This window comes from Pirellulales bacterium, assembly GCA_035499655.1.
Taxonomy (GTDB): domain Bacteria; phylum Planctomycetota; class Planctomycetia; order Pirellulales; family JADZDJ01; genus DATJYL01.
Genome location: DATJYL010000029.1, coordinates 15,886 through 29,742, shown reverse-complemented (window position 1 = coordinate 29,742; position 13,857 = coordinate 15,886). Strand labels below are relative to the sequence as shown.

Sequence of the window (13,857 nt, the reverse complement as noted above, 5' to 3'; positions counted from 1 at the left end):
CAGGCAAAGCACGTTGCGCAATTTCGACGGCCTTCCTGGCCAACGCCACCGGCGACCGCGTCATCGCACGTGTGGTTTCCATGACGCATTGATGTAAACTGTTTTCCCATTGGAATCAATAGGGTTTCAACAAAGCCAGATTAACACGGATGAAGAAATTTCCGTTTTGACATTTCCGGCGATCGAAACTTTTCAATCGCTTGTTTGTCCGATCTGAGTTCATCTGTGTTTATCTGTGGCTTCTCCGTCTAAATATTTTTAATGTGCACTCAGTTGCACCAGCGCCGGCACCGGCTCCGTCACGGCGTAACCTGTCGGGTTGGTGCGTTTGATGTAATCTTCAAACTCGCCACGGAATTTGCGAATGGCGTTTTTAATGGGCCACGCGGCGCCATCGGCCAAACCGCAAATGGTGGTTCCGGGAATAATGCCAATTGAATCGCCAATCTCCAGCAGCAAATCCAAATCTATAATCCGCCCTTTGCCGGCTTTAATGCGATTGAGCATCCGCAGCGCCCAGCCGGTTCCTTCCCGGCACGGCGTGCATTGGCCGCAGCTTTCGTGCTGAAAGAAGCGGCAACTGTTGTGCAGAAAATCGACCATTGACGTGGTTTCGTCCATCACGACCACGGCGGCCGTCCCCAACCCCAAGCAGCCAACTTTCCCCAGCGCATTGAAATCCAACTTCGTGTCGAACTCCGGCTCCGTCAGCAGCCCCATGCTGATGCCGCCGGGAATGGCCGCCTTCCCTTTGCGATTTTTCCACACGCCGCCGCCGAACTCGTCGATCAGTTCCCGGCACGTAATGCCCAGCGGCGCTTCATAACACCCCGGCTTATTCACGTGGCCGCTCAAACAATACAGCTTGGGACCGTAGCTGCCGGCATCACGCGGATTTTTTGGATCCGGAGGGACGCCCATCGACTTGAACCATTCGACACCGCGCGCCGCAATGTGCGTGACGCAGGCCACGGTTTCAATGTTGTTCACCACGGTCGGCTTGCGAAATGCACCTTCGACGGCCGGAAACGGCGGCTTAATGCGCGGCCAGGCCCGTTTGCCTTCCAGGCTTTCAATCAAACCCGTTTCCTCGCCGCAAATGTATGCCGCCGCCCCGCGATGTAAGAAAATGTCGAGCGAAAACTCGCTCCCTAAAATGTTTTTGCCCAACAGATTTTTGGCGTAGCACTCGTCGATGGCGCCCTGCAGCCGGTCCCAGCACAGCGGATATTCATACCGCAAATACAAATAGGCCGTGGTGGCCCGCGTGGCAAAGCAGGAAATGATGATCCCTTCGATCACCTGGTGCGGATCGTCCTCCATTAAAATCCGATTGTTGAACGTGCCCGGCTCGCTTTCGTCGGCATTGATGCACATGTAAATCGGGCCAGGATGATTCTTGGGCAGGAAAGTCCATTTCAATCCCGTGGGAAAACCCGCCCCGCCGCGGCCGCGCAAGCCGCTGGCCTTCACCATCTCGGTCGTCTGCTCCGGCGACATTTCCTTGAACACCTTGCGCAGCCCCCGGTAGCCGCCGGCCGCTTCATAAGCGCGCAGCGTCCAACTCTCGGGCTTGCCGACTTGCGCGAGCAGAACTAGTTCAGATTTTTGCACGATGGTTCGATGATTTAGCCCCGAGTCAGTGACCCGGGGCAAAGTGAACGGATTATTTACCCGCAACTTCCTTCAAAAACTTTTCCGCACTTTCGTTCGTCAAATTCTTATGCAACGTTTTGTTCGCCAACATGCACGGGGCGTATTCGCAGGCCCCCAGGCATTCGGCAAATTCAATGGTGATCGCCCCGTCGGGCGTGGTTTCGCCCGGCTTCACTCCGGCGGTGTGACATATATGCTCGAGCAACTCGTCAGCCCCGCGCAGGGCGCAACTGATCGAACGGCATACCCAGGCCCGCACTTTTCCATGCGGCCCGTCCTGCTTGAACATGCCGTAAAACGAGAGCGTATCTTGCACTTGCGCCGGGGCTAATTCCAACAGCTCGGCAATTTCGACCACCGCTTCTAGCGGCACATAACGCAGTTTTTCGTTGACGATGTGCAACGCCGGCAGCGTGACCGCCTGCTTGGTCGGATAGCGCGGAAACAGCGCCTTAATTTCGGCCACCATTTCGTCGGTAAGTACGCGCTCTTTTGCAATCATATTTTCATCAATGTGCTATCGATCAAGTTCGGCCGCAATAATGTTCAAACTGCCCAGCACCGCCACAATGTCGCTCAGCGTGTGGCCGCGAATCAAATGCGGGAACACCGCAAAATGAATGTACGAAGGGGGCCGGCATCGGGCCCGATACGCCGTTTCCGTGCCGTCGCCGACGATGTAAAATCCCAGCTCGCCGTTGGGCGCTTCGATGGCCGAGTAAACTTCCTCGTGCGGCACTTCAAACCCGCGGTTGCTCATTTGCAGTTCGAAGTGCGAAATGGTTCCTTCGATCGTCGAATACACCATCTTTTTGTCCGGAAACGCCGTCCGCTGGTCGATCCCCACGTTCACTGGCCCGCCCGGCAACTTCTCGATGGCCTGCTCCACAATCCGCAGGCTTTCCCACATTTCCTGCATCCGCACCAAATACCGGGCGTAGCAATCGCCCGCCGTGGCACAGCACACTTGAAACGCAAAATCGCCGTACAGCAAATGCGGATCGTCCTTGCGTAAATCGCGTGTCACGCCGCTGGCCCGAGCCACAGGCCCGCTGCAACTGCGGTTAATCGCTTCCGCTTTCGTCAGCACGCCCACGCCTTTGGTGCGGTCGACAAAAATTTTGTTCCGGTCCAGCAGCCGCTCCATGTCGTGCAGTGTTTTCGGAAAGTTTTTGCAAAATGTGCGGATTTTTTCCACCACCAGCGGCGTCATGTCGTACATCAACCCGCCGACGCGCGTGTAACTGTTGGTGAACCGCGCCCCGCACAGCGTTTCAAAAATGTCGTAAATCACTTCCCGCTGATAAAAGGCGTACAAAAAATACGTGAACGCGCCGGTATCGAGCCCGGCGGCGCCATTGCACAGCAAATGATCGCTGATCCGCGACAGCTCGGCGATAATAATGCGGATGTACTGGCACCGCGGCGTCAACTCCAAGCCCAACAGCTTTTCCACCGCGCCATGCCAGGCCACGTTGTTGGTCATCGGCGAAATGTAATTCATCCGATCGGTCACCGTGACGTACTGGTTGTAGTTCAAATGCTCGCCGATTTTTTCAAAGCCCGAGTGCAAGTAGCCGATGTCGGGCATGGCGTCGATCACGCGCTCCCCGTCCAGCTTCAGCACCAGCCGCAGCGTGGTGTGCGTGGCCGGATGCTGCGGACCAAAATTCAGCGTCCACAGGTAGTCCTGCGGTTCGTCGTGGGCCAGGTCGCGAGTTTCGACAGGAGCTAAAGGCATGTGAAATTCGTTGCCGTGAATCAGGCGCTGTCCCTGGTGATGACCGGAAAATTATGCCGTTCGCCGCGGCCTTGCAGCGGGTAATCTTTCCGCAGGGGAAACGCGGCGAATTCTTCCGGCAGCAAAATGCGGCGATGATCGGGATGCCCCGCGAACGTAATGCCAAACATGTCCCACACTTCGCGCTCCATCCAGTTGGCCCCTTCCCACAGCGGCGTGACGCTGGGCACGGCCAAATCCGGCTCGTTCAAAAATGTGCGCACAATCAGCCGCTCGTTGGTCACCGTGTTCACCAGGTTATAAACCAGCCCGAAGCGGTCGCTCGCTCCGCGATAATGCAGATAATCAACACAGCTAATATCGGCCAGAAAATCGAACCCGCGCTCGCCGTGCAAAAACTCCAGCGCCGCGTAAATTTGCTCCGCCGAAACCACGACTCGCGCTTGCCCGCGAAACTCGCTCTCCGTCGCCCCGGCAATGCGGCTCTTCAAAGCGTCAATGGTGGCAGTTTCAAGCGTCAATGATCCATTCCTAACTAGGAGAACGCAGATCAACTCGGATGAATCTGATAAACACAGATCGATCAATTCGATTTTCGCAATCCAATTTCCGATCCGTAATCATCCTCTTCATCTGCGTTCATCCGCGTTCACTTGATTTCGCTACTCCACACCACCGGGTTGCGGGCGCTGTCGATCTGCACGAGCCCGGGCAATTCAATCAACGCCCGCTTCGGTTGTTGTTGGGCTTTCAAGCGAAACTCCGCTCCGCCCAGCGTTCCTTCGCGCTGAATTTTGTCCTGCAAGTCGATCACGCCTTGAATCAGTTGCTCCGGCCGCGGCGGGCAACCGGGCAAATACAAATCCACCGGAATGAACCGATCGATCCCTTGCACCACGCTGTACGTGTCGAACACGCCGCCCGTGCTGGCGCAGGCCCCCATCGAAATGCACCACTTGGGCTCGTTCATCTGCTGCCAAATGCGTTGCAGCACGGGGAGCATTTTCATCACGACGCGGCCGGCCACAATCATTAAATCGCACTGTCGCGGGCTAAAGCGAAACACCTCGGCGCCGAAGCGGGCAATATCGTGCTTGCTGGCGCCCGTGGCCATCAGTTCGATGCCGCAGCAGGCCGTGGCAAAGGGCATAGGCCACAAGCTGTTTTTGCGGCACCAACTGGCCAGCGCATCCAGCTTGCTGACCACCACGTTTTCCGGCAGTTCTACCGCCACTTGAACACCCCTTTCCGCCAGTCGTACACAAAGCCCAGCACCACCAGCAGAATAAACACCATCGCCCCGGCGAACACCAGGTTGCGCGACGCAATCCAACCGTCGCTCACCGCCAAATCTATGCCTCTCGGAGCGCGAAGTGCCGGTCCCTGCTCCTGGCCACTGACCACGGCTCGACTGAGCTCGCCGAAGTCTGACCACTGACCACCGACCGCCGAAACCTCCGCCCCCTGCGCCCTGCTCGCTGCGCCCTGCCGCACCGCCACCGCCCAGGGATACAAAAACAGCAGCTCCACGTCGAACACCAAAAATGCAATCGCCACCAAATGAAACCGCACGGCAAACCGCCGCCGCGTGTCGTGAATGGGGTCCATGCCGCTTTCGTACGGCATTTCCTTGACAGCGGTCCGTTTGCGCGGGGCAATCAACCGCGGCGCGGCGAGCATCGCACACGACACCAGCGCCGCCACCAAAACGAACAACAAAATCGGCAGAAAATCCGCCACGGTTAGCTCCCTCTCTCTTCGGGAGAGGGCCGGGGTGAGGGGTTCCGCAAGCAACCTCTGGGAAAGCACTTTCGGCACGTGGCCTGAGACAGTAACCCACTTTGTGAATCTTGTCACAAGCCCGTCCAAATAAAAAATGGCGGGGTTACGCCACCTTCACTGCGGCCATCCTAGTGCTGCCCGCTTAGGCCGTCAAGGACGCTGGAATTCGAGTCGAGCCGGCGAGCCCCCAAGCCGACGACTTGTCGTCGGCGACCGACCACAAGCGGTCGGCTTGGGCCAGAAAATACGAACTCGCAGCCCCCGCCAACCGTCCGCCGCCATCCGAATGCCCGATTTAGAAATCAATTTGAAACGAGATCCCATCGGCACGGTTAGCAAGCCATTGGTGAATGCCTTTTTTTGTTCGGGCAGACGGCCCCTTAGGGTCTGCGGAATCAATCGTGTATGGGATGCTATGCACAGACCCATCGCAAAACACCATGTTGAACGTCGAAGGATGGGCGCCGCCCCAGCGGTTGTAATCCAGCACGTCAGCAGTTGGAACGCCGTTTACCAGAGGCCGGGGATGATCGTGCGCGGCTGGTTGCCAAGCAGAGACGTACATGTCGTTGTCCATACCCACCCACGCCCACTCATTGTCGGAAAGGTCCATTCCACTGTCGTATTGGTCTGAGTACAGGAATTTTTCACCCACCATGTAAGTATGACTTGTGCCGTCAGTAATATCCCTGATCCGGATTTTACTCCTCGCAAACGTCACGCCGGTTAGCTGAGACGAAAGATTGGTCGGCCATTTCCAACTGGCTACTTGATTGATTGACATCGTGGGTGCAATTGGATTATTCAATTCATTGCCGTACTTTGAATTGGCGACCGTCGAACCACCATTTGCCGTTCCCCCGTTAATGTCATATGTGATGACTGCGCCGGCGCCTGTGACATTGTCTTGGCTAGCTCCCCTGTCGCCGCAGTTAGCGCTATAATCGGAACGGGCGACTTGCGCGGGAAGCGTTGTGCCTACATTGAGGACTACCTCTTGAAACTGAGCCGGAAAGAACGGATACGTGCTGAATTCCGTTCGCCGCGACGGGCACAAAAACGTGGGAATGAAAGTTTGCATTTGCTGGGCCAGGGCTGCATTTTTTGCGGCACTGCCAAGCGCAGCGCCTTTGCCCATTTCCCACAGTTGCCGTTGCTCCATGTAAGGCAAGCAACTGAAGGCCCAACCGCCGGGCTGGCTAGGACCAAAGCCTCCATCCGGGTCGCCCGTCCAATTCCAGCTCCAGCCGCCGCTGGGAAAATATTTCTGCGCGTCGTGATGCGTTTGCCATGCCAGGCCGATTTGCTTGAGATTATTTTTGCACTCGCTGCGGCGCGCCGCTTCGCGCGCCGCCTGAACCGCCGGCAACAACAGCGCAATCAAAATCCCGATGATGGCAATCACCACCAGCAACTCGACCAGCGTGAAACCATTTGTCCGTGGCCCCTGGTCCGTGGTCCGTGGTCGGCAACCGACGAAAAACCCCTGACTCCTGACCCCCGACCCCGGTAATTGAGTGCGCATAGATCCCCTCTCGCTTCAAATTCGCGCAATCCCCGGCGCTGAATCGCGCCGATTTACAGACTTAGACCCACATTCCCCGCTGCTGCGTCCGTACCCCACAATATATTGGGAGCCGCTAAAAAAAGCAATAAAAGTAAGCTTTGGTAGTGGGTCAGTTTGATCGATTACGGATGTAGCGACGGCTGTCCCCAGCCGTTTTTCAGCGAATGGTGCGTTAGCGGCTGAGGACAGCCGCCTCTACATTTCAAACTGACCCACTACCCGGTTTTGGGTCAGGGGTAGCGTAGGGTGGCCTGTCCGCCGACGTGGGCGCAAAAAAGAACCCTTCGCAGGTGGGGCAGGTACCTACGAAGGGCGCGAGCTGGAGGTTGCCCCCCGCTCGCCTACCACTATGTTTTACTTACACCGACTCCACAATACTCTTTATTGGGGGTCTTTATGAGTCCCTGATTCCCGGCACATGCTATAGTGGCCACGGTTTCGACATTAGTCATTCCGTCAGTCATTCGTCATTAGACCTTCGTCATTCCGCCCGATGCCCCTTGATCTGCTCCAAACGCTTTCCGACCTGGTGGCGACGCCCAGCGTGAATCCGATGGGCCGAGCGGTTTCCGGCCCCGAGTTTTTCGAGCATCAACTCACCGCGTACCTGGAGCAGCTTTTCGCCCGATTCAAAATTCCCACCTGGCGGCAACCCATCGCCGAAAAGCGCGACAACCTGCTGGCCCGCGTCGATGGCGATCCGCCGGTTCAGGAAGGCGGGGCCCTCCTGCTGCTGGAAGCGCACCAAGATACGGTGCCCACCGATGGCATGTCGATTGCGCCGTTCGATCCGCAACAGCGCGAGGGGCGTTTGTACGGCCGCGGTGCTTGCGACATTAAAGGCGGTATGGCCAGCATGCTGGCCTGCCTGGTGCGTCTGGCGGAAGAACTTCCCACGCCGCGCCCCACCGTCGTCATGGCCTGCACCGTCAACGAGGAGCACGGCTTCACCGGAGCCACCGGCTTGTGCCGCTTGTGGTCGGGCCAGCCGAATCCGATTATTTCGCGCCGCCCCGATGCCGCCATCGTGGCCGAGCCCACCAACCTGAATGTGGTCGTGGCCCACAAAGGCATGGTCCGCTGGCGTTGCCGTACCCATGGCCGCGCGGCGCACAGCTCGCAGCCGCAGCAAGGCGAAAATGCCATTTTTCGCATGGCGCAAGTGTTGGCGGCGCTGGAGCGCTATCAGCACAGTGTCGTCGGCGCGCTGGCCGAACACGCGCGCTGCGGCCGGCCCACTTTGAGCGTCGGCACCATCGCCGGCGGCATCAGCGTCAATACCGTGCCCGATAAGTGCACCATCGAAATCGACCGTCGCCTTGTCCCTGGCGAACAACCGCAACAGGCCTGGCAGCACGTGGTCGATTATGTCGCTGCTGAAACCGCCTTGGGCCGGCACGTCGAGCACGATCCCCCGTTCATGCAAAGCAGCGGTTTGAACGATGCCCACAATGCGCCCCTGGCCCAGCGACTGGTTGCAGCCGTGCAAGACGCCACCGGCCGTGCGCCGCAAGTCTTGGGCGTTCCGTTTGGCACCGACGCGTTTTGTTACGATGCCGCCGGGGTGCCCAGCGTCGTGTTCGGGCCTGGTTCCATTCTCCAAGCCCACACCGCCGACGAATGGGTCCCCCTGGCCGAAGTGGAACAAGCGGCCGAAGTGCTGTACCGGGTGATTGCCCAGTGGGTGAAGTGAAACGCTGACCTCCTGCGCAGTTCTTGCTAAACCGCTAGCGGTTTAGCAAAACCCGCTTGCGATTCACAAACTTCATGGCAGCCAATTTGCGCCGGCTCAGAATGTATCCGTAATGAACTGGTTGCCCCAGTGATAACGCGCCTGTCCGGGACCGTAATTGTAATGAATCCATTTATCCCACTGGGCGGCCTGCGGATACTCGTTGTGCCACTGCTTGTTGTATACCGGAATGCGCATTTCAGGCGGATAGCGGTAATACAAACTCTCGGAGCTGCGATAGTACTCGTCGCCCCAAAAGTTCTGCGGGTAATACACGAATGGGTAATGATAAAATCGGTCCCAATCTTGCGTGCTATACGTGTATGCCCATTGGCGACCATACGCTTCCTGGGCCTTGGCGTCGGAAGCATGGCCAAATAAACCGAGGCCGCAGGCGCAAACTAGCGCAAATAGAATTCGGCGAAGCATGTAGAAATCCCCCCTAAGTCGCGAAAATCGCATCCAGGCGGTCGATGCTTATGTTCGAAAGCAGTAACGCGCGATGCGAATCGTTCGGTTGATAAGCCAGGCAAACGGCCATGCTAGCACGGGCTTGCGGGAGCCCGGCGGCCAACTTTGCCTGTCAGTTACAGCATCGTCAACCGTGCCGCACGGCATTGAGGGAATATGCGGCACAAGTAGTAGAGTTTACGGCGAATCCGCCGCTAAAAAACGACGATTTGTCAAAGATTGCCGCCTGCGCAAACCCTTCGGGCATCCAGCCTCGTCTCTAGCACCTCGCCCCTCTTCTCTCTTTCTGCTTTCTGCCTTCCGCCTTCTGCTGTCTGCCTTCACTTGTCGCCTGGCATGATGCCTGCTTCCAACTCTTTATCCCACTCGTCCATCAACGGCCAATCGATGGCACACGTGCCCCAGTCGGCCATGTGCAAATAACCTTCGAGCCGTTCGATGGCCCGATCCAACAATGCGTTGTCTTTGCGGAAAATCGGCCCGTGACTGGGCAGCAGCCACTCCACGTCGCTGGCGCGGATGCGCCGCAGTGATTTCAGAAACGAGGGAATATCGCTGCCGTGATGGGCGTCGATCGCCCCCACGCAACCGTCCCGATATATATTGTCGCCGCTGAACAGCAGCTTGCCCAAGCGAAACGAAAGTTGGCTGTCGGTGTGTCCCGGCGTGTGCCACACTTCCAAATTCAAGTCGCCCACGTTGATGATATCGCCCTCATTAATCAACGTATCCAGCTTCACCGGCGGCATGTCGAGATGAATGTTTTGCGACTCGACTTCCGCAAAGGTTTTTAGCTTATCTCCCTTCGCCAACGGCTCCGCCGCCTTCGGGTGCCCGCTGACATTGGCCTTCAACGCCTGCTTAATGTGGGCCAAACCCTGGATATGGTCGACATCGGCATGCGTGGCGATCACCGTTTTGCAATTCGACAGAGGAAAATCAAGCTGTCGAATTAAATCGACAATGGCGTCCACCGTCTCCTGGAATCCCACGTCGATCAGCACCCACTCGTTTTTGTCATACACCAAATACACGTTGCACCCCAGGCGTTGCCCGGCCTGGTAGTTCATTTCAATCACGTGTGGAAAAACGGGCTTACGCTGCAGCATGGATAAAATTATCGAGGGTGTGCGATGATGAGTGTTCGCCGCCAGATTTTAAGAATGCACAGTCACCTGGGCAAGCGACGGGCGAAATGTTGCCGGCTCTTTCGAAGCTGCCCGGCTGTCAATTGAGACTGAAACTCAACTTGACCTTGATCTCCCCACTCATGATCCAATTCCCTTCGCCTCAAAACTCGCGGGGCAGCCCGCTTCCAGATAAGCGGTTAGCAAAATTTGGGCCGCGAGTTTGTCCAGCCGTGCTTTCCGCTTTTTTTTCGTCAACTCCGCTCCCGCCAATGCTTGCTCCGCTTCCGACGTCGAGAAGCGCTCGTCAAAAAATACCACATTCACGCCGGTAACTTGCGCCAGCCACCCGCCAAACTGCCTGGCTTCCGTCGATTTCTGGCTTTCGCGCCCGTCCAAATGGACGGGCAAGCCCACCACAAAGCCGACAATTTGTTCGGCCGTAACAAGCCGCCGAAAGTATTCCGCATCGGCCGTTTCGCCGCGGCGGGAGTAGTTGTCCAACGGGCTGACAATCCGCCTCTCACGATCGGTAATCGCCACGCCAATTCGCACTGTGCCAAAATCTATTCCCGCCAATCGACCGGTTGCCGCAGTCGTGGTCTTCTCGCCCCTCATCTCTCGTTCCTCTTCCCTCATAAATACTCTCGCCAGCCGCGCTCTTCCAGCAGCCTCACAATCCGCCGAATCGCTTCCTCATCGTGCCGGTTGGCCACCAGCGTGGCGTCGGGCGTGTGAACCACAATTAAATCGTTCACGCCCACTGTGGCCACCAGATGATGCTCGTCGGTGCGAACGATGCAGCCCTGCGTATCAATTCCCAAATGGCGGCCGCTCACCGTGTTGCCATCCGCATCGCTGCGGGCCAACCGCGCCACGGCCTGCCAGGCACCGACATCGTCCCAAGTGAAAGGCGCTTCAATCACCGCGACATCCCGCGCCTGCTCCATCACCGCGTAATCGATCGAAATCCCTTTGATCGCGGCGAATTCTCGGGCAAAAACTTCCTGCGCGTCGGGCTGCCCCCACGCTTCCGCAATTTTTCTCAATCGCGCCACCATTTCCGGCTGCCGCTGCTCAAGCGCCGCAATGATTGTCGACGCCCGCCACACAAAAATGCCGCAGTTCCAATAGAACCGGCCCGAGGCGACGTATTCTTGCGCCACACTGGCCGGCGGCTTTTCGCGAAATCGAGAAACCTGAAATACCCGCAATTCGGGCGTCCCCTCGCTCTTGAGTAATGCACCAGATTGAAGGCGCCCCTCGCCTCGTTCGACGTAACCAAACGTCGTCGCCGGGTAGGTCGGCTGAATGCCAAACGTGACAATTCGCTCCGGCCGCTCTTCCACCAGCGCAGCCGCCGCCTTAACTGCCCGCTGAAATTGATCGTCGGGCTGAATCACCTGATCGGCCGGCAGCACCGCCATGGTGGCGTTCGGATCGTTGCGACTGAGCAGCAGCGCCGCCAATCCAATGCACGGCGCGGTGTCGCGCTTGCACGGCTCGCCAATCATGTGATCGGGCCGAAGCGCCGGCAGTTGTTTTCTCACCGCCTCTATCAATGCCGCGGCGGTCAAGATCCACAAATTCTCCGCGCTGTGCAGCGTGCCCAATCGATCGACGGCCATTTGCAGCATGGTGCGCTCTCCCGCCAGCGGCAGCAATTGCTTGGGGCGCGCGGCGCGACTTTCCGGCCAGAACCGCGTTCCTGCCCCGCCAGCCATTACGACAAGATGCAGCATGTGAAGAAAGGGTTCAGGATTCAGGGCGCAGGGTACAGGACGGCACGTTGACAGAACCAGTCATCAACCGGATTATGCACTAATAATTCTACCGCACCGTGCGAGGACTGATGGTGAAACATACCATGCTCGGCACACGCATAACATGCCGCCCAACGCTGATTACGAATCTTAGCCCCCTGCGCACTGAACCCTGATCCCTCTGCTCTGCCGCCATGAAAGCCGCCTTCATCAACCAAACCGGTCCGCCGGAAAACATCCAATACGGCGATCTTCCCCAGCCCCAACCCTGCGGCTCGCAAGTGCTAGTGAAAGTGGGCGCGGTGGCGGTGAATCCGATCGATACCTACATTCGCTCCGGCACGGTAAAAATGCCGTTGCCGCTGCCGTTCATCATTGGTTGCGATCTGGCTGGCACCGTCACCGCCGTGGGCTCAAAAGCCCGGCGTTTCAAACCGGGCGACCGTGTGTGGGGGAGCAACCAAGGTTTACTGGGGCGACAGGGCACGTTCGCCGAGTACGCCGCCGTCGACGAAAGTTGGCTTTACCCGATTCCCCCGGGCGTTAGCGATGAAACCGCCGCCGCGGTTGCGCTGGTCAGCATCACGGCCGGCTTGGGCCTGCTGCGCGACATCAAACTTCAAGCCGGCGAAACGCTGTTTGTCAACGGCGGTTCTGGCGGCGTCGGCTCGATGGTGGTGCAAATTTCCAAAGCCATTGGCGCCAAAGTCATCACGACCGCCGGCAGCGACGAGAAAGTGAAAAAATGCCTGGAACTCGGCGCCGACCATGCGCTTAACTACAAAACGCAGGACGTGGCCGCCGAAGTGAAGCGGTTGTCCCCCGACGGCCTGAACGTTTATTGGGAAACGCTGCGCGAGCCCGATTTCGACAAGGCGATTGGTCTGCTGGCCCCGCGTGGCCGGATGATGATCATGTCCGGCCGCGATGCCCGGCCGCCATTTCCTGTCGGGCCGTTTTACGTGAAGGGCTGCTCGCTGCTGGGCTTCGCCATGTTCAACGCCACGCCGGATGAGCAGCGCCGCTGTGCCGAAAAAATTAACGGGTGGCTGGCCGCGGGCAAACTGAAAGCCTGCATTGACCGCGTGCTGCCGCTTTCGCAGGCCGCCACCGCCCACCAATTGCAGGAAGAAAGCACCGTAGGCAAATCGGGCAGTTTAATGGGCAAGATTGTGCTGCGGCTCTAACCGAGCGAGAATAGAAGAAAGATCACCGCGGATTTCGCGGAACGTCGCGGATTAAATCAGATATCAACAGCTTTAATCCCCATGAACGATTCCTCATCGCCTTGCGCCCCCGCTTCTTATCCGCGTACTCCGCACAATCCGCGGTTTCTCCGGCAACTGCTCCCATCGACATTGACGGCGCTTGCCGTGATGGTTTTCTCTGCGGCGGCCCTGGCCGCCGAGCCCGACGCCCAAAAATTCGATCCCACGGCCAACTACTCCCACACCAAGTTGTTCGGCCTGGAAGCGCAGGGAGACAAATTCGTGTATGTGTTCGACCGCTCCGGCAGCATGGGGGACGATGGGGGCAAGCCGCTGCGCGAAGCGAAAAAACAACTGCTGGCCAGCCTGGCCGAGCTCGACGAACACAGCCAGTTTTACCTGATCTTTTACAACGAGCAGCCGCGCCTGTTCGATTTGGGCAATTCCCGCGGGCGGCTGATTTTTGCCACCCCCTCGAACAAGCGCCAGGCTGAAAATTTCATTTCCAGCGTCGAAGCCGGCGGCGGCACCGATCACATGGCCGCGCTCAGTCTTGCCTTGCAACAGCGCCCCGACGTCATTTTCCTGCTGACCGACGGCGAGGAAAAAGACGATCTCACCGCCGACGACCTGAAACGGATCGACCGCCTCAACGGCGGCGGCACCATGATCAACGTCATTCAATTCGCTGCTGTCCCGCGCCCCACGAGCAGCCTGATTCAGCTTGCGCACGAAAACCGCGGCCAGCATGTGTTTGTCGACATCAAGCACTACGGCGAAAGTTCGAATGCCCAAGCCAAGTAGAAATGT

14 protein-coding genes are annotated in these 13,857 nt (G+C 58.0%); 3 read left to right on the top strand and 11 right to left on the bottom strand.

Annotated elements, in window-relative coordinates; genetic code table 11:
- Positions 1-258: 258 nt before the first annotated feature.
- The 7 genes from nuoF to VMJ32_01985 all read right to left on the bottom strand — a co-directional run bounded on the left by nuoF (position 259) and on the right by VMJ32_01985 (position 6,704).
- Entirely contained in the window at positions 259-1,614 is a 1,356-nt protein-coding gene (gene nuoF, locus VMJ32_02015) for an NADH-quinone oxidoreductase subunit NuoF (GenBank protein HTQ37771.1), read from the bottom strand.
- A 52-nt stretch (positions 1,615-1,666) separates the two neighbouring features.
- A complete protein-coding gene (locus VMJ32_02010; protein ID HTQ37770.1) occupies positions 1,667-2,158 on the bottom strand; it encodes an NAD(P)H-dependent oxidoreductase subunit E in 492 nt (163 codons plus the stop codon).
- Positions 2,159-2,173: 15 nt separating this feature from the next.
- Positions 2,174-3,397 (bottom strand): NADH dehydrogenase (quinone) subunit D, encoded by a 1,224-nt coding sequence (gene nuoD, locus VMJ32_02005; protein ID HTQ37769.1) that lies wholly within the window; start codon positions 3,395-3,397, stop codon positions 2,174-2,176.
- A gap of 20 nt (positions 3,398-3,417) precedes the next feature.
- On the bottom strand, positions 3,418-3,918 hold the full coding sequence (locus VMJ32_02000; GenBank protein ID HTQ37768.1) for an NADH-quinone oxidoreductase subunit C: 501 nt from the start codon (positions 3,916-3,918) through the stop codon (positions 3,418-3,420).
- A 128-nt stretch (positions 3,919-4,046) separates the two neighbouring features.
- Positions 4,047-4,631 (bottom strand): NADH-quinone oxidoreductase subunit B family protein, encoded by a 585-nt coding sequence (locus VMJ32_01995; protein ID HTQ37767.1) that lies wholly within the window; start codon positions 4,629-4,631, stop codon positions 4,047-4,049.
- Entirely contained in the window at positions 4,622-5,137 is a 516-nt protein-coding gene (gene ndhC / locus VMJ32_01990) for an NADH-quinone oxidoreductase subunit A (GenBank protein HTQ37766.1), read from the bottom strand. The genes VMJ32_01995 and ndhC overlap by 10 nt, the downstream gene beginning before the upstream one ends.
- A 337-nt stretch (positions 5,138-5,474) precedes the next feature.
- On the bottom strand, positions 5,475-6,704 hold the full coding sequence (locus VMJ32_01985) for a DUF1559 domain-containing protein (GenBank protein ID HTQ37765.1): 1,230 nt from the start codon (positions 6,702-6,704) through the stop codon (positions 5,475-5,477).
- A gap of 535 nt (positions 6,705-7,239) precedes the next feature.
- On the opposite strand from VMJ32_01985, the gene VMJ32_01980 reads away from it, so the two are divergent.
- Positions 7,240-8,439: a M20 family metallopeptidase gene (locus VMJ32_01980; GenBank protein ID HTQ37764.1), complete on the top strand. Its 1,200-nt coding sequence runs from the start codon at positions 7,240-7,242 to the stop codon at positions 8,437-8,439.
- A gap of 96 nt (positions 8,440-8,535) precedes the next feature.
- On the opposite strand, the gene VMJ32_01975 is transcribed toward VMJ32_01980, so the two are convergent.
- The 4 genes from VMJ32_01975 to VMJ32_01960 all read right to left on the bottom strand — a co-directional run bounded on the left by VMJ32_01975 (position 8,536) and on the right by VMJ32_01960 (position 11,818).
- Positions 8,536-8,907, bottom strand: a complete 372-nt coding sequence (locus VMJ32_01975; GenBank protein HTQ37763.1) for a calmodulin-binding protein — start codon at positions 8,905-8,907, stop codon at positions 8,536-8,538.
- Positions 8,908-9,269: 362 nt separating this feature from the next.
- Complete coding sequence (locus tag VMJ32_01970; protein HTQ37762.1) at positions 9,270-10,058, bottom strand: MBL fold metallo-hydrolase; 789 nt, start codon at positions 10,056-10,058, stop codon at positions 9,270-9,272.
- 159 nt (positions 10,059-10,217) lie between these two features.
- On the bottom strand, positions 10,218-10,694 hold the full coding sequence (gene ruvX / locus VMJ32_01965; GenBank protein HTQ37761.1) for a Holliday junction resolvase RuvX: 477 nt from the start codon (positions 10,692-10,694) through the stop codon (positions 10,218-10,220).
- A 17-nt stretch (positions 10,695-10,711) separates the two neighbouring features.
- A complete protein-coding gene (locus VMJ32_01960) occupies positions 10,712-11,818 on the bottom strand; it encodes a mannose-1-phosphate guanylyltransferase (protein HTQ37760.1) in 1,107 nt (368 codons plus the stop codon).
- Positions 11,819-12,033: 215 nt separating this feature from the next.
- Between VMJ32_01960 and VMJ32_01955 the strand changes: the two genes are divergently transcribed.
- A complete protein-coding gene (locus tag VMJ32_01955; GenBank protein ID HTQ37759.1) occupies positions 12,034-13,026 on the top strand; it encodes an NADPH:quinone reductase in 993 nt (330 codons plus the stop codon).
- Between the two features lie 81 nt (positions 13,027-13,107).
- Positions 13,108-13,851 carry a VWA domain-containing protein gene (locus VMJ32_01950; GenBank protein ID HTQ37758.1) on the top strand — a complete coding sequence of 248 codons (744 nt, stop codon included), beginning with the start codon at positions 13,108-13,110 and terminating at the stop codon, positions 13,849-13,851.
- Positions 13,852-13,857: the final 6 nt, after the last annotated feature.